We start from the raw sequence: 25,033 nt of genomic DNA, 5'->3' as shown, positions 1-25,033 counted from the left end.
GCTCAGCCTGCCACCCCGGCAAGGCGGACCAGGTCACTGCGCCAGCGCATCACGAACTCTCGCTGCGTGGTGCCGACCCGGGTGCGGAACGCCTCCTGCGTCGAGGCGCCGGAGCCGACCGCCTCGTAGAAGGCGAGCAGGCGGTCCGCGCCGTACTCGCGCGCCAGGAAGCGGCAGGCCAGCCAGGCCTCCTCGTAGGTGGCGCCGAGTCCCGCCGCCGTGGGGTCGAGGTCCTCGGTGCTGGGCAGGTCACGAGGCGCCCCCTCCTTGCGGACCTTGGCCAGGATCTGGCCGGCGGCCACGTCCACCGGCACGCCCACACCTTCGAGCGCGACGTAGTCGGCGAAGCCCTCCAGGAGCCAGGTGGGCATCGAGGTGAACGTGGCGTCGGTCGCGACGTGGGTGGCCTCGTGGGTCATCACCACCTGTGCGCCCCGGTCCTGCAGCTTCTCGAAGACGCCCGGGTTCACGAAGACCCGCACCGGCGCTCCGGGACGCAGCGAGCCGTCGGCCGTGGTGGTCACGGCGGCGATGTTGTCGTACTTGCCGGACTCCGCCGACAGCGCCCGGTCCAGCTGGGCCCTGCTGCGGGGAACCTCCACCAGCAGCGGACCACGCCACTGCGGGAGCACCTGCCGGACCTGGCGCAGCGCGGTGGTGACCAGGGCGGGATAGCGCCCCGCCGAGTCACCGGCCACGGCCAGCAACGACTGCGGCGTGCGTACGACGCTCAGCCGCTCCGCCAGCCACAGCGGACTCCGGTCGTTCTCCCCGCCCATCGACGCGATCGCGGCGCCGTCGGGGCGCGGGACGAACACCACGCTGGTCTCGTGGTTGGCGGTCGACTCGTCGAGGCCGTCGTAGCGATAGGCGAGCTGGACGGTGCCGCGCCAGGAGCCCTCGCCGAAGCGCGCCTGCTCCTTCCCGTCGAGCGGTGCCGCTTCCTCGACGTAGCGCATCGACAGCTCACCGATCCGGAGGTCGACCGAGTTCTGGAGGATCCCCTCCAGGAGCTCCCGGGCGCCGGGCGCGGCCACGGCCCCCGCGGCTGCCCGGTCCTGCTCGCGCACGGCTGCGACGAGCGCGTCCAGAGCCGCCTGGGCGGTCCCGGGATCGCGGGCCTCGGCCCCGGGGGGCGCCTTGGGCGGCGCCACGTCGACCTCGCGGTCGCACCCGGCCAGCACCCCGGCGAGCAGGGCCACGAGCAGCCCCGCAACAAGCAGGAAGCCGCCCGCCCCGAAAGGGCGAGCGGCTCTGCGGGCGGGTCGGTCAGCCAGGGCGGACCGCGCCGACGTAGGGCATGTCGTGCAGGCCGGAGATCTTGACCCCGGAACCGGGGTTCAGCGCGTTCACGATCTGGCCGTCGCCGATGTAGATGCCGACGTGGCTGATCGGGCTGTAGTAGAAGACGAGATCACCTGGCTGCAGCTCGCTCTCGGAGACACGGGTTCCCGAATTGTACTGCGCCGAGGAGCTGTGCGGCAGGCTCACACCCGCCTGCGCCCAGGCCATCATGGTCAGGCCGGAGCAGTCGAAGGACGACGGCCCGGCAGCGCCGTAGACGTAGGAGTTGCCGATCTTCGACTTCGCGTAGGCCAGCACCGGGCCGCCGAGACGCTTGAGCCGCTCGGCCGCGGCCTTGACCCGGGCAGCCTCGGCCTGCGCCTCCAGCCGCTTCAGGTGCGCGTTGGCGTTCGCCACCCGCGCGTCCTCGCTCCGCTTGCGCTCCAGCAGCGCCTTCTCGCGGCCCGCCTGGGCGTCGACCTGGCCGCGCACGGCCACCCGGCGCTCGTGGAGCTGCGCCAGCTTGATGTTCGAGTCGGCCAGGGCCTGTGCGCTGGCTCCCGCCTCCTCGGTGGTCAAGGTGACGTTGGACAGCAGCACGTCGGCGCTGCGCGAGAGGTCCTTGGCCGGGATCGAGGCGCCGGCGGCACTCACCGAATCGCTGGAGACCGTGCTGGCCACCTGGGCGCGCAGGCTGTCCAGCACCTGGCGATGGTGGCGGATGTCGGCACGGACCCGCGCGAGCGTCGTGCGCTTCTTCACCAGGGTCGACCTGGCGGCGTCGTGCCGCTTCTCGGCGGCCTCGGCGCGGTCCGAGAGTCGGTCGACCCTCGCCTGCACGGCTTCGATGCCGTTCGGAGCGGCTGCGGCAGGCGCTGGCGCGACGACGCCGAGTCCGAGGGTGGTCAGTGCCGTGGTCGTGACCGCCGCGGCAATTCGGGCATGGGTTTTTTTCCGGCCGTCGAGCAAGATCGGTCGGTCTCCTCTTTGTCTGTACGCCTACCAGGTCAGCTGACGGATTCGGGCCCAAAGACGCCCTACCAGCCTCCGCGACACCTCAGTGACGCGTTGGCCGGATTCACCCCAAGTAACGTGGGTCCCCGGCTCCGGCACAGACACTCGGGAGTGACTGATTCAGACTCGGCGCGGCCCCCGAGCTCACCTGGTCGGTGTGCTGGTCCGAGGGCCCTAGGTTCAACACACTAAGCACGAAACCGCACGGTGGCCAACTCGGCGAGGGGCGCAAGGGGCTGTGTTCATGTTCACGCGGACTCCACCTCGGGGCCCGACATCGGTGTCACCATCCGCAGCGGCGGCACCAGTCCTGACTGGGCGAGAACGCCCAGAGCCTCCTGCTCCTCGCTGTCGAAGCTGAGCTCGGGAGGCGGCCCGAGCAGGACCGTCACCACGCAGTCGTGGCAGGACAGGCCACGCACCAGGCAGGTGTCGCAGTCGATGTGAACGCTCATCTGTGGGCTCCTCGGGGGTGGTGCTGGGGAAGTGATACCCGGACTCCACCACCTGCCACCGACAGTGTTGCTTTCGCCACGTCCACGGCCCTGCCTGGCGGCTTTTGTCGGTGCGGCTGCCTAGCGTCGTCCACGTGAGCAAGTGGTCCGCACAGATGAGCTTCGACGAGCTGGGGCGCCCCCTGCGTGATGTCACCTTCTGCGTGGTGGACCTCGAGACCACCGGCGCCTCGGTGCGAGGCGGGGCGATGATCACCGAGATCGGCGCGGTCAAGGTGCGCGGCGGCGAGGTCCTCGGCGAGTTCCAGACACTGGTCAACCCGCACACGCAGATCCCGCCCTTCATCGCCGTGCTCACCGGCATCACCAACTCGATGGTGGCTTCCTCCCCTCCGATCGAGTCGGCGTTGCCCGCCTTCCTCGAGTTCGCCCAGGGCAGCGTCCTCGTGGCCCACAACGCGCCCTTCGACATCGGCTTCCTCAAGCACTTCGCCGCCGCTCAGGGGCACCCCTGGCCGGGGTTCGAGGTCCTCGACACGGCGCGGCTCGCCCGCCGCGTGATCACCCGTGACGACGCCCCCAACTGCAAGCTGAGCTCGCTCGCGGTGGCGTTCGGGTCCACGACCACCCCCAACCACCGGGCCCTCTCCGACGCCCGGGCGACCGTCGACGTGCTGCACGGCTTGATGGAGCGCCTCGGCGGGCTGGGCGTGCACACGCTCGAGGAGCTCTCCACCTACACCTCGCGGGTCAGTCCCGCCGTACGCCGCAAGCGCCACCTCGCCGAGCACCTGCCGCACTCCCCCGGCGTCTACCTGTTCCGCGACGAGCAGGAGCGGGTGCTCTACGTGGGCACCTCACGAGACCTCCGCACCCGGGTGCGCTCCTACTTCACCGCCTCGGAGAGCCGCTCGCGGATGGGCGAGATGGTCAACCTGTCGGCGTCGGTGACCGGGATCGAGTGCGCCACCCCGCTCGAGGCCCGCGTGCGCGAGCTGCGCCTGATCGCCGCCCACAAGCCCCGCTACAACCGCCGCAGCCGGCACCCGGAGAAGGTGCACTGGCTCAAGCTGACCGTGGAGCCGTGGCCCCGGCTCTCACTGGTCCGCAAGATCGCCGAGGACGGCGCCGACTACCTCGGTCCGTTCAGCTCGCGCCGGGTCGCGGAGAAGTGCCTGTCCGCGCTGCACGAGGCCTTCCCGATCCGGCAGTGCAGCGACCGCCTGCCGATCACCCCGACGCGCTCCGCCTGCGTGCTGGCGGAGATGGGCCGGTGCCTGTCCCCGTGCGACGGCAGCATCTCGATGGACCACTACGCCGACCTCGTCACCCGGGTGCGCGAGAACCTGCTGCACCGCGCCGACGAAGTGGTGGACTCGCTCACGGCGCGGATGAACCGCCTCGCCGAGGACGAGAGGTTCGAGGAGGCCGGAGTCCATCGCGACCGGCTCTCCGCGTTCCTCAGGGCGGCCGCACGCACCCAGCGCCTGGGTTCCCTGTCCTCGTGCGCCGAGCTCGTGGCCGCGCGCCGCGAGGACGACCACCGGTGGGCGGTGCACGTCGTGCGCCACGGCAGGCTGGCCGCTGCCGGGGTGATCCCGGCCGATGCCCATGCCGGCGAGTGGGTCACGCAGCTGCGCGGGTCTGCCGAGACCGTGCTCGGCGGCCCCGGGCCGACCCCGTCGGCGAGCGCGGAGGAGTCCGAGCAGATCCTGCGCTGGCTCGAGCAGCCCGGCGTACGCCTGGTGCACGTCGAGGGCGAGTGGACCTGCCCGGTCCGCGGCGCCACCCGCCACCTGGCCCTGCACGACGCCGTGGAGACCTCACGTGCCTCGCTGGAGCCCTTCGACGAGCGCCGCAGCCTCGCCACGGTCCACCAGCCCTGAACCGTGAGCCCCGACGGGATACCTTGGGCCCATGATCACCGCCATCGTCTTCGTGAAGGCCGACGTCGCCCGCATCCCCGAGGTCGCGGAGGCCATCGCGGCACTGGCCGGGGTCAGTGAGGTCTACAGCGTCACCGGCCAGATCGACCTGATCACGCTCGTGCGCGTCACCGACCACGAGGACGTCGCCCGCGTGGTGGCCGACCAGATCAACAAGGTCCCCGGCGTGATGGAGACCGAGACCCACATCGCGTTCCGCAGCTACTCGCGCCACGACCTGGAGTCTGCGTTCTCCCTCGGGCTCGACTGATATCTAGGGCCCGCACGCACGCCTGGGCGCCGGTCAGCTGGTCGCTGCGACCCAGCGGTCGAGGGTGGCCTGAGCCGATCCGGAGTCGATCGCCTCGCGGGCGCGCTCGATGCCCACCAGGAGCCGTTCCTCCAGCGATCCGTCCTGCGCCGCGTGCACCGCGAGCGCGGCGCCGGCGTTGAGCAGGACGGCGTCCCGGACGGGGCCGGTATCTCCCGCCAGCACGCGGCGGACCACGCCGGCGTTGTACACCGCGTCCTGGCCGCGCAGCCCCTCGGCGGTGCCACGGGGGATCCCGAGCTCGGCGGGGTCCAGCGTGTGCTCGACCACCTCGCCCCCCTCGACGGCCCACACGCTCGACGTGGTGGTCGTGGTGAGCTCGTCCAGCCCGTCGTCGCCCCGGAAGACCCAGGCGTCCACGCCGCGACGGGCGAACACGCCCGCCATCACCGGGGCCATCGCCCGGTCGGCGCACCCGATGGCCTGTGCCTCGGGCTTCGCGGGGTTCGCGATCGGGCCCAGGAAGTTGAAGGTGGTGCCGATGCCGAGCTGGCTGCGAGCCGTCGCGGCGTGCCGCAGTGCCGGGTGGAAGGCCGCTGCGAAGCAGAAGGTGATGCCGGCGTCGGCTCCGACGCGGGCGACCTCGTCGGCCGAGAGGTCGAGGCGGATGCCGAGCTGCTCGAGCACGTCCGCGCTGCCCGCCTTGCTCGAGGCGGAGCGGTTGCCGTGCTTGACGACCGGGGCTCCTGCTCCCGCTGCCACGATCGCCGACATCGTGGAGATGTTCACCGAGAAGGAGCGGTCTCCCCCGGTGCCGACCACGTCCAGGACGCGTCCGGGCACGAACAGGGGCGTCGCGTGCACGTACATCGCGTCCACGAGTCCCTGCAGCTCATCGACGGTCTCGCCCTTGGCGCGCAGCGCCACGGCGAACCCCGCGATCTGTACCGGCGTCGCCTGGCCGGAGAGGATCTCCCCCATCGCCCACGCCGTCTGCTCGGAGCTCAGGTCGGCGCCCCCGACCAGTGACCCGAGCACCTCGGGCCACGTGATCGCGCCCATCAGCGGGTGACCGTCACGCCTGCGCCGCGACCCGCGAGCGCAGCAGCCGGGTCACGGCCTCGGCGAGCTCGATGGGGTCGAGCGGGTGGGCGACGGCGCCCTCGGCGCGCGACCAGGTCGCGAGCCAGTTGTCCTGCACCCGGCCGGTGAGCACCAGGACCGGAGGACATTCGTAGATCTCCTCCTTGAGCTGGCGGGCGATGCCGAGCCCGCCTGCGGGGACCGCCTCGCCGTCCAGGATCACCAGGTCGATCCCGCCGGCATCCATCTGCTGGATGACGACCGGCTCGGTGGCCACCTCGACGTACTCCAGCTGAGGGAGGTCGGGGTGGGGACGCTTGCCGAGGGCCAGGATCACCTGCTGGCGAGTGTCGCGGTCGTCGCTGTAGACGAGCACCTTCAAGGGCGCGGGCTGGCTGGTCACGCGGACGATGCTACCGGTTGGACTCGGCGGCGGAGGAGGTGGATTGGAGCCGCTCCAGGCGGTCCAGCCGCCGGTCCTCCCGCTTCCCCTCCTGGATGGACGAACGCACCCACTGGGCGAAGAGCACACCGAACAGGATCAGCGCGATCAGGTCGCCCGAGGCCCACAGGATGCCGCCGGCCAGGTGCTGGTCGTCGCGGGGGTCCGGGAGCCACGACAGCGTCTCGCCCAGCTTGGGGTACCAGTCTCCCCCGATCAGCTGGGTCTGGCCCATGATCGTGACGCCGAGGAAGGCGTGGAAGGGAAGCGACAGCATCAGCGTCAGCATCCGGAACGGGTAGGCCACGCGCCCGGGGACGGGGTCGACGCCCAGGATGGGCGTGAAGAACAGCGCCCCGGTCGCCACCAGGTGCAGGTGCATGAACTCGTGCAGCAGGTCGGAGTTCAGCGTCGCGGTGTACCAGCCGGTGAAGTACAGCGCCCACGGGCTGAGCACGTAGAGCGCGAACGCGATCGGCGCGAAGGTGAGCACCCGGGCGAAGCGCGAGTGCAGCAGGCTCAGGAGCAGACGGCGCGGCCGCGGGGGCATGGTCCGCAGCGCGAGGGTCACCGGTGCGCCCAGTGCGCAGAACACCGGCACCAGCATCGACAGGATCATGTGCTGGACCATGTGCACGCTCAGCAGCGTGGTGTCGTACGCCGCGATACCGGAGCTGGCGGCGAACAGGAACGACCCCATCCCGCCGCCGACGAACGCCAGGGTGCGTCCGATCGGCCACCGGTCACCGCGCTGGTGCAGGCGGTACACGCCGAGCAGGTACAGACCAGTGGCCCAGACGACGAGCACGAACAGGATCGGCGGCAGTCCCCACTGGGTGAAGACGGCCGAGAAGGAAAAGGGCGGCACTCCCACAGGTTAGGCGGTGCCTGCGCACGCAGCAGAACCAAGATCGCAGCGAAACACCGGGGGTAGGGGTGCTGTCTCGGAACCGTCGGGCAATAATGACGACGTGGCGAACGCAACGGCTATCCCAGCATCCCGGCTCCATGCTCACGACGACCGTCCGAGCATGGTTGCCGTAGGCACCATCGTGTGGCTCGCGAGCGAGCTCATGTTCTTCGCGGCGCTGTTCGCGGCCTACTTCACGATCAGGTCGGTGAGTCCTGAGCTGTGGGCCCAGAACACGGTGGAGCTCGCCGTGCCGTTCTCCACCGTGAACACCCTGATCCTGGTGCTGTCCTCGGTGACCTGCCAGCTCGGCGTGTTCAAGGCCGAGGACGGCGTCGTGGGCCGCACCGGCAAGCTCCTCCAGGTCAAGCTCTGGGGCCTGCGCGAGTGGTTCGCCCTGACCTACATCATGGGCGCGATCTTCATCGCCGGGCAGGCCTTCGAGTACGCCGAGCTGGTCCACAAGGGCCTCACCATCCAGGACTCGGCGTACGGCACCGTGTTCTACCTCGCAACGGGCTTCCACGGCATCCACGTCCTCGGCGGACTGATCGCGTTCCTGTTCGTGCTCGGCCGCACCCTCATCGCACGCAAGTTCACCCACGAGCAGGCTGTCACCGCGATCGTCGTGTCCTACTACTGGCACTTCGTCGATGTGGTGTGGATCGCCCTGTTCGCGACCGTCTACCTGATCAAGTAGCACTGACCACAAAGGACCCACAGGTGCCACTCTTCAAGAAACCCAGCAACGGGTTGCTTCACCGGATCGCCGGCCGACTCTCCGTCGGTCGCCGCTCCCGGCTCGCCGCCCCCCTGGTGCTGGTGCTCGGCCTGCTGCTCACCGGCGGCATGTACGCCGCGCTCTCCCCCGCGACGGCCCAGACGAAGGCCGCCGACGAGGAGATGGTGGCCAAGGGCCGCGCTCTCTTCCTGGTCGGTTGTGCTTCTTGTCACGGTAAGAACGCCGAGGGCGTTCCCACGGTCAAGGGCAACCAGTACGGCCCCACCCTCGTGGGCGTGGGCGCGGCCGCGGTCGACTTCCAGGTCGGCACCGGCCGGATGCCGATGTCCCAGCCCGGCACCCAGGCCCTGCGCAAGCCCCCGGTCTACGACGAGGACGAGATCGAGGCGCTCTCCGCTTACGTCGCCTCCCTCGCCCCGGGTCCCGACGTGCCGAACAAGGCCGACTACGACCCGAACGACGCCAGCAACGAGGACATCGTGCGCGGCGGCGAGTTCTTCCGCACCAACTGCACGGCGTGCCACAACTTCGCCGGCAAGGGCGGCGCGCTCGCCCGCGGCCGGTTCGCCCCGGACATCCAGGGCGTCGACCCCAAGTACATCTACGAGGCGATGCTCACCGGCCCCCAGCAGATGCCGGTGTTCTCCGACGAGCTGATGACCCCCGATGACAAGCGTCAGGTCATCGCCTACCTGAAGAAGAGCGAGGAGACGCCCAGCTACGGCGGCTTCGGCCTCGGCAACCTCGGACCCGTCTCCGAGGGCCTCTTCGGCTGGCTGGTCGGCATCGGCACCCTCGTGGGCGCGGCAGTGTGGATCGCTGCCAACTCCACCCGTTCGAGGAAGAAGAACCAGGCATGAGCGAGAACCAGGAGCTCTCCACGGTCGAGGGCGATCCGATCCCCGATCCAGGGATGCACGAGCACCAGCCGCGCCCCACCGACGTCGATCCGGCGGCGGAGAAGCGCGCCGAGCGGCAGATCGTCACCCTGTTCTTCCTCTCGGCCGTGTTCACGGTGCTGTTCTTCGTCTCGTTCTTCGTCTTCAAGATCGGCGACGACCCCGACCACGCCCTCGGCTTCGGGCTCTCCACGCCTGCCCTGGGCACGACCCTCGGCCTGGCTCTGCTGTGCATCGGCATCGGTGTCATCCAGTGGGCCCGCAAGCTGATGAGCGACCAGGAGATGATCGAGATGCGCCACCCCGGCGCATCCTCCCCCGAAGACCGTGAGCAGGCCCTCGAGGCGCTCTCGGTCGGCGCGGAGGAGTCCGGCATCGGGCGCCGCCCGCTGGTGCGCAACTCCCTGTTCGGCGCACTCGGCATCCTGCTCCTCGCCCCGATCGTGGCGCTGCGCGACCTCGGTCCCCTTCCCGGCGACAAGCTCTTCCACACCGTGTGGAAGAAGGGCATGCGCGTCGTCCAGGACGTCGACGGCACCCCGATCCGGCCCCAGGACATGGAGGTCGGCCAGTTGGTGAACGGCGAGCCTGCGCTGTTCTTCGAAGAGAACGCCGAGGGCGAGCACGTCATCGAGGGCGTCGAGCTGATGCAGGAGAAGGCCAAGGCCGCCGTCATCGTCGTCCGGATGCCCCCTGACGACATCAAGGTGGCCAAGGGCCGTGAGAACTGGGGCATCGACGGGATCTTGTGCTACTCCAAGATCTGCACCCACGTCGGTTGCCCCATCTCCTTGTGGGAGCAGCAGACCCATCACCTGCTCTGCCCGTGCCACCAGTCCACCTTCGACCTCGCGGACAACGGCAGGGTGGTCTTCGGCCCGGCCGCTCGTGCAGTGCCCCAGCTACCGTTGGACCTGGACGACGAGGGTTACTTGATCGCTCGCAGCGATTTCACCGAGCCGGTTGGCCCGAGCTTCTGGGAACGTAGGTGATCTGACAATGACCACTATTGCCAACACGAATGGCACGAAGCCGGCGACGGCCACAAAACCCTCCAAGGCCGGCAAGGCCGCCGAGTGGGCCGACGATCGGCTCGGACTCGCCGGGCTCGCCAAGAAGAACCTCCGCAAGGTCTTCCCGGACCACTGGTCGTTCATGCTGGGCGAGATCGCCCTGTGGAGCTTCGTCGTCCTGCTGCTCACGGGTGTGTTCCTGACCCTGTGGTTCCGCCCGAGCATGGTCGAGGTCATCTACGACGGCTCCTACGACCAGCTGCGCGGCCTGCACATGTCGGAGGCCTATGCCTCGACGCTGAACATCTCCTTCGACGTGCGTGGCGGCCTGCTGATGCGGCAGATCCACCACTGGGCGGCCACGATCTTCATCGCCTCGATGATGATCCACCTGCTGCGCGTCTACTTCACCGGCGCGTTCCGGAAGCCCCGTGAGCTCAACTGGGTGATCGGCTGCCTGCTGCTGCTGCTCGGCACCCTGGAGGGCTTCACCGGCTACTCGCTTCCCGACGACCTGCTCTCCGGCACCGGTATCCGGGCCGCGGACGGCTTCATGAAGTCGATGCCCGTCGTCGGCACCTACATGTCGTTCTTCCTCTTCGGCGGGGAGTTCCCGGGCGACTCGATCATCCCCAGGCTCTACACGGTGCACGTGCTGCTGCTCCCGGGCCTGCTCCTGGCGCTGATCGCGGCGCACATGCTGCTGCTCGTCTACCACAAGCACACCCAGTGGCCCGGGCCCGGCCGCACGGAGCACAACGTCGTGGGCTTCCCGATGCTCCCGGTCTACATGGCCAAGGCGGGCGGCTTCTTCTTCGTCGTCTTCGGCGTGCTCACCCTGATGGGTGCGTTCATGACCGTGAATCCGGTCTGGCAGTTGGGGCCGTACAACCCGGCTGAGGTGACCGCAGGCTCGCAACCGGACTGGTACATGGGGTGGCCCGACGGCGCCCTGCGGATCATGCCGGGCATCGAGAGCGTGTTCTGGGGCCACACCTGGTCGTGGAACGTGTTCCTGCCGATCATCGTGCTGCCCGGCCTGATGTTCACGATCCTGCTGGTCCTGCCGTTCATCGAGGGCTGGATCACCGGTGACAAGCGGGAGCACCACCTGCTCCAGCGCCCCCGCAACGCCCCGACCCGGACCGCGGTCATGGTCGCGCTGATGACCTTCTACGGTCTGATGTGGGCTGCCGGCGGCAACGACATCATCGCGCTGACGCTGGACCTGAGCATCAACCAGATCACCTACTTCATGCGTGGTGCGGTCTTCATCGGGCCGGTGGTCGCGTTCCTGATCACCCGCCGTTGGTGCATCTCGCTGCAGCGTCACGACAACGAGATGCTGCTGCACGGCTACGAGAGCGGCGTGATCATGCGCGACGCCCAGGGCGGCTACAGCGAGAAGCACCTGCCGCTGCCCGTGGAGCGTGCCTACACGCTCACGGCTCGGGACCGCGACGAGGTGTACGTGCCGGAGCGGGAGGCCGACGAGAACGGCATCCCCTCCCCCACGGCCCGCAAGGACAAGATCCGGGCAGCGCTGTCGCGGTACTGGTACGGCAGCAACGTGCAGAAGCCCACCAGGGCCGAGCTCGAGGAGGCGCACCACCACGTCGAGATCGAGCACCAGCACGAGGCAGGTCTCGACCAGGCGGCCGACGGCCACCAGTTCGACGGCCGGCACGACGTGAGCGGCGACGAGCTCAGCTCCAAGCACTGACGCAGCACCACAAGGCCGAGGGGCCCGGGGATCTCCCCGGGCCCCTCGGCCTTTCTCGTGCCTGCTCATGGCCTGGCGCGTCTGGCACGTCCCCTGCTCCGCCCGGCCGAGCCGATCGCGGCAGGCCCGGGCGCTGGGTCTACTGACCAAGTCTGCGCCCGAACCGATCGAGCACGCCGGCGTCGTCCCAGTCGTCACCGCCACCGAAAGGGCCGGGCGCCTCGCCTCTGAGCCATTCCAGCACCGCGGCAGGGTCGGTATGACCCCCAGCAGATGACTCGGCATCGACAACGTCGGAGACCTCGGCCCTGTCGGGGACTCGACACCACATCACTTCGCGGTTCATGTCCTCGTAGATCAGCCATGTCGGGGCGTCGTCCATCGTCTCGCAAGCGCAGATCCACAGCGCGTGCGTCGATAGAACTGGTTGGCCCTTCCGCGTGCGACGGGCGGTCTCACGAAAAACGAAGGCTCGGCTGAGAAGCGCCTCCACCGGACCAACCGCCGGATCTTCGGGAGGGGATGGAGCCTTCCGTCCGAACATGAGGGGAGCGTATTTGCCGACCGTGCCAGGGGCACGGCCTTTTCAACTCCCACTCATTGGCACGAGCGCACGACCTGTGGGTACATCCACGCCCAGCTCGCCGAGGCCCAGCAGGGGTTGGCGCCTCCTCCATGGCGTGCCTGGTTCAGCTCGGCCGCGCGTACCGCCCTGTCCTCGTCGATCTGCAAGCGCTCGATCTCGTCCAGACCGGCCCGCGGGCGCCGCACAGGGCGTTACTGCCCCTGCCCGCCCTGGTTGGTGAAGACACCCGAGGTGGTGGGCTGCCAGGGGTTGAGCCCCTTCTCGACGGCCTGCGCCTTGAGGTAGGCCTCCGTCGAGCCGTAGCCGTTGATCTCGGCGCGCCGCTTGGCCGCCTGTGCCTGCGCGACCTTGACCTCGGCGTCGGCACGGGCGACGTCGGCCCGGGCCCGCGCGATCGCTTGCTCCGAGACTGCGAGCAGCTTCTGCGACTCGTTGATCGACGCGATCAGCTCCTTGTCGATCGGAGACGGCTTCTTGACCAGCACCGTGAAGCCCTCGAAGTAGTGGCCGCGTGCCTGGCGATCGACCAGGGTCTCCATCTGGTCGGAGACCTGGCTCTCGATCTCCGCCTTGATCGCGGGGTCGTTCCAGACCTTGCGCCACGGGTAGCGCTGGACGATCCGGTCCAGCTGGGCGTCCAACGGGTCCGCGACCAGCTTGCGCAGCGCCAGGTCCCAGCCGCTGGTCATCGCACCGTCCTCGGTCAGCGAGGCGCCGTAGCGCTGCCCGTGCTCGTTGTACCAGTTCTTCAGCGTCTTGCAGTCGGTCACCATCGAGAACCGGACGACGATCGGCACCTGCATCTCCACGTTGTCGCTGGAGACCGACCGCATCGCCGCGGAGTCCGAGCCCCGCTGCCCGGTGGCGTCCCAGTCACGTTCCGACAGCGGGTAGTAGGCGTACTTGTCCCCCGGCGAGTTGAAGTTCTCGTGGGTGCCCGCCGGGATGCATCTCTTGATCTTGCTGTCCTCGATCGGACCGCCGCCGATCTGGAGCGCGGTGATGTTGGAGCCGGTGTTCACCGAGGACGCCGCCACCAGCGCCACCAGTCCCGCAACGGCCAGGAGCACCACCGCGGCCACCACCGGCAGCCCCATTGCGCTCATCCGCGGTCGCGACGTGGGAGCCGACTCGCCCTTACGTGCCACCTCAGCTGTCCTTGTCGTCGTCGGGGCGCTGCCGCAGGCTGCGTTGGTGCGTACGGATCTCGTCGATGACCAGGGGCGCGAGTACCGAGTCGACGTCTCGCCGGTCGACGGCAGCGTCCAGCAACCGGTCGATCAGGTCCCGAGCAGCCTCGAGCTCACGGAGCTCCTCGGCGTGGTCGACCTCGTGAGTGGTCGGGCGTCGCGCGGAGACCCACAGGGCCAGGCAGAAGGGCACCAGCAGGACCAGGAAGAGGATCAGCAGGACTCGCACAGGCTGACCCTAGCGGCGACCGGGAGGACGCCGGGGTGGTTTGGTGAGCTGAGGGCGGAGCCTGAGCGGTACTCGTCGAAACCCGCTCCAGTTCGACGGCCTGCACGACGTGAGCGGCAACGAGCTCAGTTCCAAGCTCTGACGCCTCAGTAGAGCGACGGGCCCGGGACATCCCCGGGCCCTCGCTCTTGTCCGGGCGATCTACCGGTACACGCGCGGGCCCAACGTCGGTAGGGGGCCGGGCGAGCCGGATGAGGCGGCGTCATCGGTGTACCCGGTGAAGCGGGCCGGATGGGCCTTCGAAGTGGACATGGCGACGCGCACCCATTTCGGGCGCCCGAGGCAGCGGCGCGGCACCGACACCCTCACGAAGCTCCTGGCATAGCTGATCGCCCAGCTTCTTCCTCGGCACCTGACGGCATCACCGCGTGGCGTCTCCATGGTCAGCGTTCCGTAGGGTTGGGTCGCCGTGGTCTCCAGGCGAATCTCACGGATGCGCTGCTTGCTCGTGACGATGCGGAAGTAGTGCAGGGCGAACTCGTTGGCCGAGGCGGGCGGTGTCAGGTCCGCGTGGTCGATGGCCAGCGTCACCCGGCGCTTCCCGTGCACGACCGAGGTCCGCAGGATGTCTCCGTCGGAGCGATCCGGCCGTGGCGTCGTGGTCTGGTCCTCGTGGAACTCAACGACGTCCGAGGCCGCGTCGGATCCGCGGTGGGTGTCGGCCACGGCCACCGTGGGGGCCATGACGACCAGGATGGTGGCGAGCACGAGCCCGCCCGAGCGTGCTGTGGCTGTGGTGTGCATGGTGCCTCCCGGTGGAGCCACTCACACTCTAGCCCCGGGTGCTGCGATCAGCTGAGGGCGGAGCCTGAGCGGTACTCGTCGAAGCCCACGTTCCAGTCCCCGTAGCCGTTGGTCAGGTCCGTGCCGCGGTCGGTGCCGACGTACTCGATCACGTCGCCGATATTGGAGTTGCTGTAGAGCCACTGCGCGTTGGCGGTGCTCATCCCGGTGCACCCGTGACTCACGTTGGAGCGGCCCTGCTGGCCCACCGACCAGGGAGCCGCGTGCACGAACTCACCCGAGTAGGTGACGCGCATGGCGTACTCGACGTTGTCGAGGTCGTAGCCGTCCGCGCTGGCGGGATCGATCCCGATCGTCTCGGAGTTCATCCGCTTCTGGCGGAACTTCTCCACGATCACCTTGGTGCCCGAGCGAGTGGTGAACTTCGGCTGCTCCCCCGTGGTGATCGGGATGGTGCGGATCTTCTTGCCGTTGCGGAAGACCCGCATCTGGTGGGTGTTCATGTCGACCTTGCTGACCATGGCGTCGCCCACGTGGAACTTGACCGCACGGTCCTTCTGTCCGTAGATGCCGTTGCCCGCCGGGACGCCGCCGATGTCGGCGGTCACGGCCACGTCGGTGCCGGGTCGCCAGTAGGTCCGGGGCCGCCAGTGCACCTCGGAGTCGCTGATCCAGTGGAACGCGCCGGCCTGAGCGGGCTGGCTGACCACCTTGAGGTGGCGCTCGATCGAGGCCTGGTCGGTGACGGGCACGTCGAAACGGATGATGACCGGCATCCCGACCCCGACCGTCTGGCCCTGCGTGGGCACGAAGCTGGGGAAGGTCTGCTCGTCCAGACTGAGCTTGCGGGTCGCGAACTGTGCCTGGTAGGTGTTCTGGCGACCCTCGGCGTCGAGGGCGGTGCTGGAGATCCGGTAGCTCGACGCTGGCAGGAGCGTCGCCTGGGAGACCCAGCGGGTCTTGTCGGCGGACAGTCGCCCTTGGACCGAGGCTCCCCCGGGTCCGGTGACCGCGACCTGCTCCAGGGTGCCGCCCTGCACGCGCAGTCGTACCTTGCGCTCGAGGCCGACCCCGGTGGCACCCGGGCGGATGCTGCTCGAGATCGTGGCCGCGGAACGCTCGTCGACCTGCTGCTTCCCGGCCGGCGCCGCGTCCGGCTCATCGTCGTCGGAGACTCCTGAGCAGGCCGACAGCGACACGAGGGCCACGGTGACAGCGATCAGGGACATGCGCACACGAACCGGCCGACCGGACATCTGGAACCCCACGAGACGTAAAGCGAAACAGCGACGACTCAGGCTAACAACGCAAGGCGCCAGAATCGTCGCGCCGTCTCGTATTTCTTTGTCACGACCCCGCAACGACTAGTGGGCGTGCTCTCCGCGGTAGTACTCGAAGACGAGACCGCACAGCGCAATGATGCCGAGCGCCGCCCCGATGATGAACAGCCACCAGCCCAGTGCAATGCCGAGGACCATCACGGCCGCGCACAGCGCGCACCACAGCGGCCACCAGCTGTACGGCGGGAAGAACCCGAGCTCGCCGGCCCCCTCCGCGATCTCCCCGTCCTTGCGGTCCTCGGGACGAGGACCCATCTTGCGGGCGTGGAAGCCGAGGTAGAAGGCGATCAGCGCCACCAGCAGGAAGGTCATCGCCAGTGCGGTGGTGCCGGTGTAGTCGCCGCTGATGTACCAGTAGGCGGGAGTGACCAGGAAGAAGAAGATGGAACAGATCACGAAGATCAGGGTCTCGTTCTTCATCGGGCGTCGCCTTCCTTGCCGACCTGTCCCGGGCGGCCTTCCATGTCCGGTGCGTCGGAGACCTTGCCGTCCTCACCGAGACCCTCGTTGTCGGAGTACTCCAGCGCGGCGATCTCCGGGTGGTGGAGGTCGAAGGCCGGCGATTCCGAGCGGATCCGGGGCAGGGTGAGGAAGTTGTGCCGGGGCGGCGGGCAGCTGGTCGCCCACTCGAGCGAGCGTCCCCAGCCCCACGGGTCGTCCACGGTCACCTTCGGCGCACGGGTGGTCAGGTAGACGTTGAGCAGGAACGGCAGCGTCGAGAAGGCCAGCAGGAACGCTCCCACGGTCGAGACCTGGTTGAGCAGCGTGAACCCGTCCGAGGCTGCGTAGTCGGCGTAGCGACGCGGCATCCCCTCGACCCCGAGCCAGTGCTGGACCAGGAACGTGGTGTGGAAGCCGATGAACAGCAGCCAGAAGTGGATCTTGCCGAGCCGCTCGTCGAGCATCCTGCCGGTCATCTTCGGCCACCAGAAGTAGAAGCCCGCGAACATCGCAAACACCACGGTGCCGAAGACCACGTAGTGGAAGTGCGCCACCACGAAGTAGGAGTCCGAGACGTGGAAGTCCAGCGGGGGCGAGGCCAGGATGACGCCGGTCAGGCCACCGAAGAGGAAGGTGACCAGGAAGCCGATCGACCACAGCATCGGGGTGTCGAAGGAGATCGATCCGCCCCACATCGTCCCGATCCAGTTGAAGAACTTCACTCCGGTTGGCACCGCGATCAGGAAGGTCATCCCGGAGAAGAACGCGAGATCGACCGCGCCACTGACGAACATGTGGTGCGCCCACACGGCGACGGAGAGGATGGCGATCGCCAGGGTCGCGCCGACCAGGCCGACGTAGCCGAAGATCGGCTTGCGGCTGAAGACCGGAAGGATCTCGGTCACGATGCCGAAGAACGGCAGCGCGATGATGTACACCTCTGGGTGTCCGAAGAACCAGAACAGGTGTTGCCACAGGATCGGCCCGCCGTGACTTGGGTCGAACACGTGGGCGCCGAGCTGGCGATCTGCCTCCAGCGCCAGGAGTGCCGCACCGAGGATCGGGAACGCGATCAGGGCGAGCAGGCTGGTGATCAGCGTGTTCCAGGTGAACAGCGGCATCCGGAACATCGTCATGCCGGGCGCGCGCATGCAGATGACCGTGGTGACGAAGTTGACCGAGCCCAGGATGGTGCCCAGACCCATCAGGTACAGGCCCATGATCCAGAGGTCCCCGCCGGCTCCGGGCGACCGGATCGCGTTCGACAGCGGCGTGTAGCCGGTCCAGCCGAAGCTCGCGGCGCCGCCAGGAGTCAGGAAGCCCGAGATCGTGATCACGGAGCCGAACAGGTAGAACCAGTAGCTCAGCATGTTCAGGCGCGGGAACGCCACGTCGGGAGCACCGATCTGCAGCGGCATCAGCACGTTGGCGAAGCCGAAGAACAGCGGCGTCGCGAACATCAGCAGCATGATCGTGCCGTGCATCGTGAACATCTGGTTGTACAGCTCTTCGTTCACGACCTGCTGGCCCGGGAAGGCGAGCTCGGACCTGATCACCAGGGCCATCAGGCCGCCGATCAGGAACCAGATGAAGGACGTGGTCAGGTAGAGCTTGCCGATCAGCTTGTGGTCGGTGGTCGTCAGGACCCGCACCACCTGCTGCCCCATGCTGGGGTTCGGGGCGTCGACAATCGCGCTGGTGGGCGCGTCAGAGACGGCAGTCACTACTCTCCTCCTACGCTGTCGCCGGTCTTCAGACCCGCGGTTTCCTGGGCGTCAACGCCCCCCAGGGCTGGGCCGGTCGAGCCGCGCTCGGCGAGCTCCTCGAGATGTGCGTCGTACTCCGCCTGTTCGACGACCTTGACGTCGAAGAGCATCCGCGAGTGGTAGACGCCGCAGAGCTCGGCGCACCGTCCCACGAAGGTCCCCGTGCGGGTCGGCGTCACGGTGAACTCGTTGTGCAGTCCGGGGACCACGTCCAGCTTGAACAGGAAGGCCGGGACCCAGAACGAGTGGATCACGTCGGGTGAGGCCAGGTTGAGCGTCACGGTCTTGTCCTTGACCAGCCACAGCGTGGGGCGGTCCGCGGTGGTGCCGACCTCGTGGACGACCTCCTTGCCCGCGACCGGCTCGTACTTCTTGGTGTCGTCGTCGTAGTCGAGGTTGTAGTTGAACGACCAGGACCACTGCTGACCGACGACCGTGATGACCTCGTCGGGGTCCTTCGAGACCTTCAGCACCTTGTCCTGGGTCTCCAGGGTGAAGAAGAAGAAGACGATCACCATCATGATCGGAGCGACGGTGTAGAAGATCTCGATCGGCAGGTTGTAGCGCGTCTGCACCGGGATCTCGCTCTCGCTGCGACGCCGGTAGCGCGCGGAGACGAAGAGAATCAGGCCCCACACGACGACGCCGGTGATCATGGCCGCGATCCAGGCCCCGATCCACAGGTCGAGGATGTAGGGAGCTTCCTTGCTCGCCGGGAGGGGCATCGCGAGACGCTCCCACTCACCTTCTTGCGCGGCCGAGCAACCGCTGAGGAGCAGCAGCGTCGTGGCCGACAGGCCTCCGAGTGCTACGCGCCGGAAGCGCGGGGGGTAAAGCAGACTCACGGACGAGCCCTTTCTCCAAGCTGACGCGGACTTCTGACCTGTTGGGGACTCTGGAAACCCTACTACTCGCCGGGGGCCAAGGCCCGGGCAGGGCGGGCGCGCGTCGCCCCGCGCAGTGTGCTTCGGCGCTGCCCCGGGCTGAGCGGGTCGAGAGGGTGCGGGATCACCCCAGGTGGGGCCGTACGTCGGCCGCAGCAGCCTCGCCGTAGGCCTGCGCCAGGCGCTGGAGGAACTCCTCGTGGGTGAAGGAGTACTCCTGGGTGCCGACGCGCTCCACGACGTACGCCGCGAGCACGCAGCCGACCTGGGCGGCCCGCTCGTGCGGCAGGCGCCACTCCAGCGCAGCGAGGAAGCCCGACCGGAAGGCGTCGCCCACGCCGGTCGGCTCCACCGCCACCACGCCGGGGACGGCGCCGACCTCGACGGTCTCCTGGTCGGTGCCCACGATCCGCACGCCCGCCGGGCCGAGGGTGATCACCTGGGTGCCCACCCGGGACAGGATCTCCTCCTCGGACCAGCCGGTCTTCTGCGCGATCAGGTGCGACTCGTACTCGTTGGAGAACAGGTAGGCGGCGCCGTCGACGAGCTCACGGATCATGTCGCCCTCACCGAAGGCGAGCTGCTGGCTCGGGTCGGCGACGAAGGCGTAGCCACGCTCACGGCACTCCTGGGTGTGCCGGACCATCCCCTCGGGGTCGTCGGGGCCGACCAGGACGTAGGAGGGCTCCCCCACGCGCCGGACGATCGGCTCGAGCTCGATCAGCCGGGCCTCGCTCATCGCGCCGGGGTAGAAGCTGGCGAACTGGGCCATCGTGGCGTCGGTGGTGCACACGAAGCGCGCGGTGTGGAGGTCCTCGGAGATCCGCACGGACTCGCAGTCGACCCCGTGGCGCTCCAGCCAGGAGCGGTAGTCGGCGAAGTCCGTGCCCGCGGCACCCACCATCACCGGTCGCAGGCCGAGCCGGCTCAGGCCGAACGCGATGTTGCCCGCGCACCCTCCTCGCCGGATCTCGAGGTCGTCGACGAGGAAGGACACGGACAGCTTGTCGAGCTGGTCCACCACCAGCGAGTCGGCGAACTTCCCGCCGAAGCTCATCAGGTGGTCGGTGGCGATCGATCCGGCAATGAGCAGCGACATGAGGGGTCCTCGTTTGTTACGACCTGGTGAAACCTGGGGAGACACGAACACTACCGATGGGTAAGCGTGGGGCTACCAGTTGGTAGCCCCTAGCGTCGGGGCATGACCTACGAGCGCCTTGCCTACGACGACCAGGACTCCGCCAACCAGATGCACCTCGACTGCACCGCCTGTGCCAGTTCGATCATGCTGCCCCGCGAGCGCATCGACAACACCGCACTCACCTCCGCGCCCCGTTCGCTCGCCTACGACCAGTACCCGCGCGAGGTCCGCAAGCCCGAGATCGAGGTCAGCCGGGCCGCCGCCCACCTTGCGTCGCGGATGCACCTGCACCTCGACTGAGGGGCCCCGGACGCACCAGAGGCGCTGTCCCCTGAGGGGGACAGCGCCTCTGGTTTTTGCTTTGGTGGGGCTTGGCTTTCGCCTCACCCGGTCTCGACACGCTCGTCGCGACTTCGTTCCTCAGTCGCGGTCGCTGCTCGACCACCATCATTCACGTCCGCTGGCGCGGCCGTGAATCAGTGGAACGAGTCGCCGCAGGCGCAGGAGCCGGTCGCGTTGGGGTTGTCGATGGTGAAGCCCTGCTTCTCGATGGAGTCGACGAAGTCGATCGTCGCGCCGTTGAGGTAGGGGACGCTCATCCGGTCGACGACCACGGAGACACCGTCGAAGTCGGTGACTACGTCACCGTCGAGGTTCCGCTCGTCGAAGAAGAGCTGGTAGCGCAGGCCCGAGCAGCCACCGGGCTGCACGGCGATCCGCAGCTGCAGGTCGTCGCGGCCTTCCTGCGCGAGCAGGCTCTTGACCTTCGCGGAGGCGGTCTCGCTGACGTTGATGCTGTCGGTGCGGGTCTCGGTTGCGGTGTCGAGCTGCTCGGTCATCGATGCTCCAGTACTGATCGGAAAGGCGCTTGTTACTGGTCAATGGTCGCACATCGCCGGTTATTCCACGTATCCGCGAGTCCACCGGCCGGTGAGGCGTCCGTGCGAGGCCAGGGCAGTGCAGAGGTCAACGGGACCAGGTGCGGGCCGTGCGCGCGGCGAGCTCAGCCAGCGCCTCAGCGGGAGCGCCGAGAGCGCGCTCCTCCCCCACCAGGTCGACCAGCGAGTACGCCGACTCCACCCCCAGCGCCCGCATCTCGCGGGAGCCGATCAGCACCTGCCCGGCGAGGGCGATGCACGGGACCAGCTGCTCGGCGGCCACCTGCGCGACGCCGTAGGGCACCTTGCCCGAGCGTGAGGAGAAGTCGAAGGCACCCTCACCGGTCACCACCAGGTCCGCGCCCCGGACCAGGTCCGCTAGCCCGACCGCCTCGGCGACCAGCTCCACCCCCGGCGCGCGGGTGCCGCCGAGCAGCATCAGCGCGAACCCGAGCCCGCCCGCGGCGCCGGCACCCTTCTGAGCAGCGAGCTTGCGGTCTGTCAGGTCGGCGAAGTGCTGCAGCCACCCGTCCACCGTGACCAACTGCTCCTCGGTCACGCCCTTCTGCGGGCCGTAGATCTTGGTGGCCCCGTTGATGCCCAGCAGCGGGTTGTCCACATCGCTGGCCAGGACGACCTCCACCCCCTCGAACCGGACCCGGGCGGCCTCGAGGTCCACCGAGGTGAGCGCCGACAGCCCGGCCGGCCCCTCGTCCAGTGTTCCGCCCTCGGCCGTCGCCCCCAGGGCTGCGAGCAGGCCGGCACCGGCGTCGTTGGTGGCCGATCCTCCGAGCCCCACGACGATCCGCGTCGCCCCGGTGTCCAGGGCGTGCTCGAGCACCTGCCCCAGTCCACGGGTCGTGCCGACTCGCGGCTCGCGCTGCTCCGGCTCGGTCAGGTGCAGCCCGACGGACTGGGCGCTCTCGACGTACGCCGTCTCGCCGACCCGCAGGATCCCGGCAGGGACGGGCACTCCGTAGGGATCGCCGACGGTGACGTTGTGCAGCTCGCCGCCGAGGGCGGCCTGCAGCCCGTCGAGGAAGCCTGGTCCCCCGTCGGACATCGGCACCTGGACCAGTTCGTCGTCAGGAGCCCGTTTCGCCCATCCACGCGCCATCGCGGCTGCCGCCTCTCGGGCGCTCAGCGTTCCGGCGAACTTGTCAGGGGCGAATACGACGCGCACGCAGCCATCCTGCCGTGTCGGGGCCGGTGCGCGCTCGCCGGACCTGCCGGCCCCTCACGGCGTGACCGCCGCGAGCCGGTCCGCACGGGGTGCCTGCGGTGCCGGCCCGGCCTCGGGGACGGTGATCCGGACCAGCGCGCCGCCCTCGGGCGCGTCGCCGATCGCGATGGTGCCGCCGTACGCCTGCACCAGCCGGCTGCAGGTGGCCAGGCCGAGGCCGATGCCCCCCTTGGTCGCGTCTCCCTGGGTCATCAGGCCGAAGACGCGTTCCCGATCGGCCACCGGGACACCGGGGCCGTTGTCGGCCACCTCGAGCCACCAGCCCGTGAGGTCCGTGCCGGCGCTGACCCGGACCAACGGGCTCTCCACGTGCCGGGTGAACTTCGCCGCATTGGCGACGAGGTTCTGCAGCACCACCCGCCAGTGCGTGGCACCACCGCGTATGACGGGCAGCTGCTCTCCCACGAGCAGGACCCCCTCCAGCGCGGCCTCGAGGTCCTCGCGGACCAGCTCCAGCACGGCACGCAGGTCCACTTCCCCGTCCTGGGGGCGGGACCCCAGCGCCGCGAAGTCGAGCATGTCTCCGATCAGGGTGTTCATCCGCGCGACGCTGTTCAGGGACCGGTCCAGGAGCCACGCCCGGTCCCCGCTCTCGTCTCCGTCGAGCTCCTCGCGAAGCGTGCCGAGCGTCATCGAGAGGCCGGTCAGCGGGCCCCGGAGGTCGTGCGCGATCTGGCCGGTGAACATGTCCAGCATCTCGTTCGAGCGCTGCAGCTCCTGGCGGGCCGCGGTGAGCTCGAGGACGGTCTGCTCGAGCTCGTGGGTGCGCCGGTGCAGCTCGAGCAGGTCGACGACCCGTTTGGCGACCCGTTCCAGCAGCCCCAGCTGCTCGTCGGTGAGCCGGCGCGGCTGGCGGTCGAAGACGCACAGGGTGCCCACAGCGACCCCCCGCGGGGAGACGAGCCTCACCACGCCGTAGAACCGGAAGGACTCCTGCTCGCCGTTGACGAACGGGTGATCGGCCCAGCGCGGGTCGGCGGATGCGTCCACCACCTGGAACGTGCTGGTCGCCTCGGGCAGCGCACCGCACATCGACTGGTCGCGCGAGCACGCCTGTCGGTCCAGGTGATAGGAGGCGATCGTCGTCTGGGTGTGCGAGCTCATCACGTTGATCGCGACCGCCGGGACGTGCACGAGGCGCCCGGCGACCGCGGCGAGGTCGTCGAGCTCCGGCTGCTCACCCCCGAGGATCTGGTAGTCGGCGATCTCGAGGTCCTGCGGTGCGGGCGGGGTCATCGTTACCTGTTGCTCCGAGAGTGAGGTGCGGCGACGCTGACTGCGTCTCAGCTGCCCGGTATGCCCCAGATAGGCATCCACCGGCTGACGTCTGGCTCGATGGGCAGGTCCGCTCCGACTGCGTCACGGACCTGACGCTCCAGGAGCGTATCTCGATTTCCGGACCCAACAGGACAAAAAGGATAGAAAGTGCCCTGCTTGTACAGGTACACCAGGTAGACCGGCGGTGTCGTCTCGGAGGTGAACCCCAGCACGGAGCAGAGCAGGCCGGTACCGAAGCCCTGCGCCTCGAGTGCGGAGTTGACCGCGTGCAGGTCGGTCACCAGGCCGCTGGTGTCCTCGGGCGCGGCCCGCACGGTCAGCCAGGTGTAGCCGTACTCGTCGACCCGGCTCTCGGTGGCCGGCCCGCCGTCCACGGCGATCAGTGCCGATGCCTCGCGCTGGCTGACCAGCGCCGCCTGCCCCTCGGCGGCCCGGAAGCACACGGACCCCACACCCATCGGGTGCAGCCCCATCGCGGCCTCGAGCGTCATCGCGGCAGCAGGCAGCGCGAAGAGTGCGTCCAGGTTGGCCTCACGGGGGCGCGAGCGCCCCCTGATCGCGTCCCACAGGCCCATGGCTAGTACGTCTGCCCGAGCTTGGCGGCGATCTTCGCCAGCTGGTCGAGGCGTTGCTCCAGCGGCGGGTGGGTGGAGGTGAGCGTCCCCAGCGCGAGGCCACGGACCGCGGGGGTGATGAAGAAGGCGTTCATCGGCTGCGCCGCGCGCAGGTCGCGCTCGGGGACCGCGTTCATCTGCCCGCTGATCTTGGTCAGCGCCGAGGCCAGGGCCGAGGGCTTCTGGGTCAGGTAGGCGCCGGCCCGGTCGGCACACAGCTCGCGGTAGCGGGAGAGCAGGCGCAGCAGCAGGAAGCTGATCGCGTAGACGACCAGGCTCACCACCAGCATCAGCACCAGGACCGCCGCTCCCCCGTTGTTGTTGCTGCGCGAGCGCCCCAGGCTGCCGAACTGGGCGCCCCGGGTGACCATCCCGGCGGTGATGCCCGCCGACGCGGCGACCGTCATCACCAGCACGTCGCGGTGGGCGACGTGGGAGAGCTCGTGCGCCAGCACGCCCTCGAGCTCCTCGGTCGTGAGCGTGCGCAGGATGCCGGTGGTCACGCACACCACCGAGCGGCTCGGGGAGCGCCCGGTGGCGAACGCGTTCGGCAGTGCGGTGTCCGCGATCGCGACCCGCGGCTTGGGCATGTCGGCCATCGCGCACAGGCGGTCGATCATCCCGTGCAGCTCGGGGGCCTGCTCAGGGGTGACCTCGTAGGCGCCCATCGCGCGCATCGCGACGGTGTCCGAGCGCCACCACTGGAAGAAGGCGACCCCGATGCCGGCGATGCCGATCAGGGTGCCGAGCCCGCTGCCCGCGAAGTAGATCGCGGTCACCACGAGCGCGACGAACAGGGCACCGAGCAGGAACATCACCGTGGTCATCCGGACGGTGAGGCCGCGGTCGGGAAGGAACCGGGTACGAGCCATCAGCGG

At 69.0% G+C, this 25,033-nt stretch carries 27 protein-coding genes and 1 riboswitch; of the genes, 7 read left to right on the top strand and 20 right to left on the bottom strand.

Annotated features, from left to right (window positions below):
- Window positions 1–2: 2 nt before the first annotated feature.
- From AC4BGC_RS06975 to AC4BGC_RS06965, 3 genes are all read right to left on the bottom strand, one after another.
- Window positions 3–1,202, bottom strand: a complete 1,200-nt coding sequence (locus AC4BGC_RS06975) for a gluzincin family metallopeptidase (RefSeq protein WP_490554939.1) — start codon at window positions 1,200–1,202, stop codon at window positions 3–5.
- A gap of 67 nt (window positions 1,203–1,269) precedes the next feature.
- Entirely contained in the window at window positions 1,270–2,253 is a 984-nt protein-coding gene (locus AC4BGC_RS06970) for a C40 family peptidase (RefSeq protein WP_490544671.1), read from the bottom strand.
- 12 nt (window positions 2,254–2,265) lie between these two features.
- A riboswitch (cyclic di-AMP (ydaO/yuaA leader) is annotated at window positions 2,266–2,419 on the bottom strand.
- 127 nt (window positions 2,420–2,546) lie between these two features.
- Window positions 2,547–2,753 (bottom strand): hypothetical protein, encoded by a 207-nt coding sequence (locus tag AC4BGC_RS06965; RefSeq protein ID WP_490544673.1) that lies wholly within the window; start codon window positions 2,751–2,753, stop codon window positions 2,547–2,549.
- A 134-nt stretch (window positions 2,754–2,887) separates the two neighbouring features.
- Here AC4BGC_RS06965 and AC4BGC_RS06960 point away from each other — a divergent pair, with 134 nt between their 5' ends.
- Window positions 2,888–4,639: a DEDD exonuclease domain-containing protein gene (locus AC4BGC_RS06960; RefSeq protein WP_490554938.1), complete on the top strand. Its 1,752-nt coding sequence runs from the start codon at window positions 2,888–2,890 to the stop codon at window positions 4,637–4,639.
- Between the two features lie 31 nt (window positions 4,640–4,670).
- Entirely contained in the window at window positions 4,671–4,949 is a 279-nt protein-coding gene (locus tag AC4BGC_RS06955; RefSeq protein ID WP_490544677.1) for an Lrp/AsnC family transcriptional regulator, read from the top strand.
- Between the two features lie 33 nt (window positions 4,950–4,982).
- Here AC4BGC_RS06955 and trpD read toward each other — a convergent pair whose 3' ends face one another.
- Genes trpD through AC4BGC_RS06940 form a run of 3 tightly spaced genes read right to left on the bottom strand, consistent with a single transcriptional unit; the run spans window position 4,983 to window position 7,342 of the window.
- The gene (trpD, locus tag AC4BGC_RS06950) at window positions 4,983–6,011 is read right to left on the bottom strand and encodes an anthranilate phosphoribosyltransferase (RefSeq protein WP_490554937.1); all 1,029 of its coding nucleotides are present in this window, start codon (window positions 6,009–6,011) and stop codon (window positions 4,983–4,985) included.
- Between the two features lie 13 nt (window positions 6,012–6,024).
- Window positions 6,025–6,444: an Rv3143 family two-component system response regulator gene (locus AC4BGC_RS06945; protein WP_490555728.1), complete on the bottom strand. Its 420-nt coding sequence runs from the start codon at window positions 6,442–6,444 to the stop codon at window positions 6,025–6,027.
- Window position 6,445: 1 nt separating this feature from the next.
- Complete coding sequence (locus tag AC4BGC_RS06940) at window positions 6,446–7,342, bottom strand: cytochrome c oxidase assembly protein (RefSeq protein ID WP_490554936.1); 897 nt, start codon at window positions 7,340–7,342, stop codon at window positions 6,446–6,448.
- A gap of 103 nt (window positions 7,343–7,445) precedes the next feature.
- Here AC4BGC_RS06940 and ctaE point away from each other — a divergent pair, with 103 nt between their 5' ends.
- Genes ctaE through qcrB form a run of 4 tightly spaced genes read left to right on the top strand, consistent with a single transcriptional unit; the run spans window position 7,446 to window position 11,761 of the window.
- A complete protein-coding gene (gene ctaE / locus AC4BGC_RS06935; protein WP_490554935.1) occupies window positions 7,446–8,084 on the top strand; it encodes an aa3-type cytochrome oxidase subunit III in 639 nt (212 codons plus the stop codon).
- A 23-nt stretch (window positions 8,085–8,107) separates the two neighbouring features.
- Window positions 8,108–8,986 (top strand): cytochrome bc1 complex diheme cytochrome c subunit, encoded by an 879-nt coding sequence (qcrC, locus tag AC4BGC_RS06930; RefSeq protein ID WP_490544684.1) that lies wholly within the window; start codon window positions 8,108–8,110, stop codon window positions 8,984–8,986.
- Window positions 8,983–10,017 carry a cytochrome bc1 complex Rieske iron-sulfur subunit gene (qcrA, locus tag AC4BGC_RS06925; RefSeq protein ID WP_490544687.1) on the top strand — a complete coding sequence of 345 codons (1,035 nt, stop codon included), beginning with the start codon at window positions 8,983–8,985 and terminating at the stop codon, window positions 10,015–10,017. Before qcrC ends, qcrA begins: the two co-directional genes overlap by 4 nt.
- Window positions 10,018–10,024: 7 nt before the next feature.
- Window positions 10,025–11,761 (top strand): cytochrome bc1 complex cytochrome b subunit, encoded by a 1,737-nt coding sequence (qcrB, locus tag AC4BGC_RS06920; protein ID WP_490544689.1) that lies wholly within the window; start codon window positions 10,025–10,027, stop codon window positions 11,759–11,761.
- A gap of 139 nt (window positions 11,762–11,900) precedes the next feature.
- Here qcrB and AC4BGC_RS06915 read toward each other — a convergent pair whose 3' ends face one another.
- The 9 genes from AC4BGC_RS06915 to AC4BGC_RS06875 all read right to left on the bottom strand — a co-directional run bounded on the left by AC4BGC_RS06915 (window position 11,901) and on the right by AC4BGC_RS06875 (window position 20,100).
- Entirely contained in the window at window positions 11,901–12,305 is a 405-nt protein-coding gene (locus AC4BGC_RS06915) for a hypothetical protein (RefSeq protein ID WP_490554934.1), read from the bottom strand.
- Window positions 12,306–12,538: 233 nt separating this feature from the next.
- Window positions 12,539–13,495: an SPFH domain-containing protein gene (locus AC4BGC_RS06910; protein WP_490554933.1), complete on the bottom strand. Its 957-nt coding sequence runs from the start codon at window positions 13,493–13,495 to the stop codon at window positions 12,539–12,541.
- 1 nt (window position 13,496) lies between these two features.
- Window positions 13,497–13,766 carry a hypothetical protein gene (locus tag AC4BGC_RS06905; RefSeq protein WP_490554932.1) on the bottom strand — a complete coding sequence of 90 codons (270 nt, stop codon included), beginning with the start codon at window positions 13,764–13,766 and terminating at the stop codon, window positions 13,497–13,499.
- A gap of 201 nt (window positions 13,767–13,967) precedes the next feature.
- Window positions 13,968–14,570 carry a hypothetical protein gene (locus AC4BGC_RS06900; RefSeq protein ID WP_490554931.1) on the bottom strand — a complete coding sequence of 201 codons (603 nt, stop codon included), beginning with the start codon at window positions 14,568–14,570 and terminating at the stop codon, window positions 13,968–13,970.
- Window positions 14,571–14,617: 47 nt separating this feature from the next.
- A complete protein-coding gene (locus AC4BGC_RS06895; protein ID WP_490554930.1) occupies window positions 14,618–15,799 on the bottom strand; it encodes a L,D-transpeptidase in 1,182 nt (393 codons plus the stop codon).
- A 135-nt stretch (window positions 15,800–15,934) separates the two neighbouring features.
- Window positions 15,935–16,330: a cytochrome c oxidase subunit 4 gene (locus AC4BGC_RS06890; protein ID WP_490544698.1), complete on the bottom strand. Its 396-nt coding sequence runs from the start codon at window positions 16,328–16,330 to the stop codon at window positions 15,935–15,937.
- A complete protein-coding gene (gene ctaD, locus AC4BGC_RS06885; RefSeq protein ID WP_490546779.1) occupies window positions 16,327–18,018 on the bottom strand; it encodes an aa3-type cytochrome oxidase subunit I in 1,692 nt (563 codons plus the stop codon). Before ctaD ends, AC4BGC_RS06890 begins: the two co-directional genes overlap by 4 nt.
- 56 nt (window positions 18,019–18,074) lie before the next feature.
- The gene (gene ctaC / locus AC4BGC_RS06880; protein WP_490544700.1) at window positions 18,075–18,962 is read right to left on the bottom strand and encodes an aa3-type cytochrome oxidase subunit II; all 888 of its coding nucleotides are present in this window, start codon (window positions 18,960–18,962) and stop codon (window positions 18,075–18,077) included.
- Window positions 18,963–19,125: 163 nt separating this feature from the next.
- Window positions 19,126–20,100, bottom strand: a complete 975-nt coding sequence (locus tag AC4BGC_RS06875; RefSeq protein ID WP_490554929.1) for a carbohydrate kinase family protein — start codon at window positions 20,098–20,100, stop codon at window positions 19,126–19,128.
- 102 nt (window positions 20,101–20,202) lie between these two features.
- On the opposite strand from AC4BGC_RS06875, the gene AC4BGC_RS06870 reads away from it, so the two are divergent.
- The gene (locus tag AC4BGC_RS06870; protein ID WP_490544704.1) at window positions 20,203–20,442 is read left to right on the top strand and encodes a hypothetical protein; all 240 of its coding nucleotides are present in this window, start codon (window positions 20,203–20,205) and stop codon (window positions 20,440–20,442) included.
- A 176-nt stretch (window positions 20,443–20,618) separates the two neighbouring features.
- On the opposite strand, the gene erpA is transcribed toward AC4BGC_RS06870, so the two are convergent.
- The 5 genes from erpA to htpX all read right to left on the bottom strand — a co-directional run bounded on the left by erpA (window position 20,619) and on the right by htpX (window position 25,027).
- Window positions 20,619–20,981 (bottom strand): iron-sulfur cluster insertion protein ErpA, encoded by a 363-nt coding sequence (gene erpA / locus AC4BGC_RS06865; protein ID WP_490544706.1) that lies wholly within the window; start codon window positions 20,979–20,981, stop codon window positions 20,619–20,621.
- A gap of 127 nt (window positions 20,982–21,108) precedes the next feature.
- A complete protein-coding gene (locus AC4BGC_RS06860; protein ID WP_490554928.1) occupies window positions 21,109–22,203 on the bottom strand; it encodes a glycerate kinase family protein in 1,095 nt (364 codons plus the stop codon).
- A 54-nt stretch (window positions 22,204–22,257) separates the two neighbouring features.
- The gene (locus AC4BGC_RS06855; RefSeq protein WP_490554927.1) at window positions 22,258–23,499 is read right to left on the bottom strand and encodes a GAF domain-containing sensor histidine kinase; all 1,242 of its coding nucleotides are present in this window, start codon (window positions 23,497–23,499) and stop codon (window positions 22,258–22,260) included.
- A gap of 47 nt (window positions 23,500–23,546) precedes the next feature.
- A complete protein-coding gene (pspAB, locus tag AC4BGC_RS06850) occupies window positions 23,547–24,116 on the bottom strand; it encodes a PspA-associated protein PspAB (protein ID WP_490554926.1) in 570 nt (189 codons plus the stop codon).
- Window positions 24,117–24,118: 2 nt separating this feature from the next.
- Entirely contained in the window at window positions 24,119–25,027 is a 909-nt protein-coding gene (gene htpX, locus AC4BGC_RS06845; RefSeq protein WP_490544714.1) for a zinc metalloprotease HtpX, read from the bottom strand.
- Window positions 25,028–25,033: the final 6 nt, after the last annotated feature.

It is taken from the genome of Nocardioides sp. Z38_18, assembly GCF_058215695.1.
Note: the sequence above shows the minus strand (reverse complement) of the source record. Positions and strands in the feature narration are given on the sequence as shown.

Excerpts from the sequence above, each read along its gene's own strand:
- erpA (WP_490544706.1), bottom strand. The coding sequence starts at position 20,981 with ATGACCGAGCAGCTCGACACCGCAACCGAGACCCGCACCGACAGCATC.
- AC4BGC_RS06955 (WP_490544677.1), top strand. The coding sequence starts at position 4,671 with ATGATCACCGCCATCGTCTTCGTGAAGGCCGACGTCGCCCGCATCCCC.
- qcrB (WP_490544689.1), top strand. The coding sequence starts at position 10,025 with ATGACCACTATTGCCAACACGAATGGCACGAAGCCGGCGACGGCCACA.
- pspAB (WP_490554926.1), bottom strand. The coding sequence starts at position 24,116 with ATGGGCCTGTGGGACGCGATCAGGGGGCGCTCGCGCCCCCGTGAGGCC.
- AC4BGC_RS06965 (WP_490544673.1), bottom strand. The coding sequence starts at position 2,753 with ATGAGCGTTCACATCGACTGCGACACCTGCCTGGTGCGTGGCCTGTCC.
- ctaD (WP_490546779.1), bottom strand. The coding sequence starts at position 18,018 with ATGGGGCAGCAGGTGGTGCGGGTCCTGACGACCACCGACCACAAGCTG.
- qcrA (WP_490544687.1), top strand. The coding sequence starts at position 8,983 with ATGAGCGAGAACCAGGAGCTCTCCACGGTCGAGGGCGATCCGATCCCC.
- AC4BGC_RS06915 (WP_490554934.1), bottom strand. The coding sequence starts at position 12,305 with ATGTTCGGACGGAAGGCTCCATCCCCTCCCGAAGATCCGGCGGTTGGT.
- AC4BGC_RS06895 (WP_490554930.1), bottom strand. The coding sequence starts at position 15,799 with ATGTCCCTGATCGCTGTCACCGTGGCCCTCGTGTCGCTGTCGGCCTGC.
- AC4BGC_RS06890 (WP_490544698.1), bottom strand. The coding sequence starts at position 16,330 with ATGAAGAACGAGACCCTGATCTTCGTGATCTGTTCCATCTTCTTCTTC.
- AC4BGC_RS06870 (WP_490544704.1), top strand. The coding sequence starts at position 20,203 with ATGACCTACGAGCGCCTTGCCTACGACGACCAGGACTCCGCCAACCAG.
- trpD (WP_490554937.1), bottom strand. The coding sequence starts at position 6,011 with ATGGGCGCGATCACGTGGCCCGAGGTGCTCGGGTCACTGGTCGGGGGC.
- AC4BGC_RS06855 (WP_490554927.1), bottom strand. The coding sequence starts at position 23,499 with ATGACCCCGCCCGCACCGCAGGACCTCGAGATCGCCGACTACCAGATC.
- AC4BGC_RS06900 (WP_490554931.1), bottom strand. The coding sequence starts at position 14,570 with ATGCACACCACAGCCACAGCACGCTCGGGCGGGCTCGTGCTCGCCACC.
- htpX (WP_490544714.1), bottom strand. The coding sequence starts at position 25,027 with ATGGCTCGTACCCGGTTCCTTCCCGACCGCGGCCTCACCGTCCGGATG.
- AC4BGC_RS06875 (WP_490554929.1), bottom strand. The coding sequence starts at position 20,100 with ATGTCGCTGCTCATTGCCGGATCGATCGCCACCGACCACCTGATGAGC.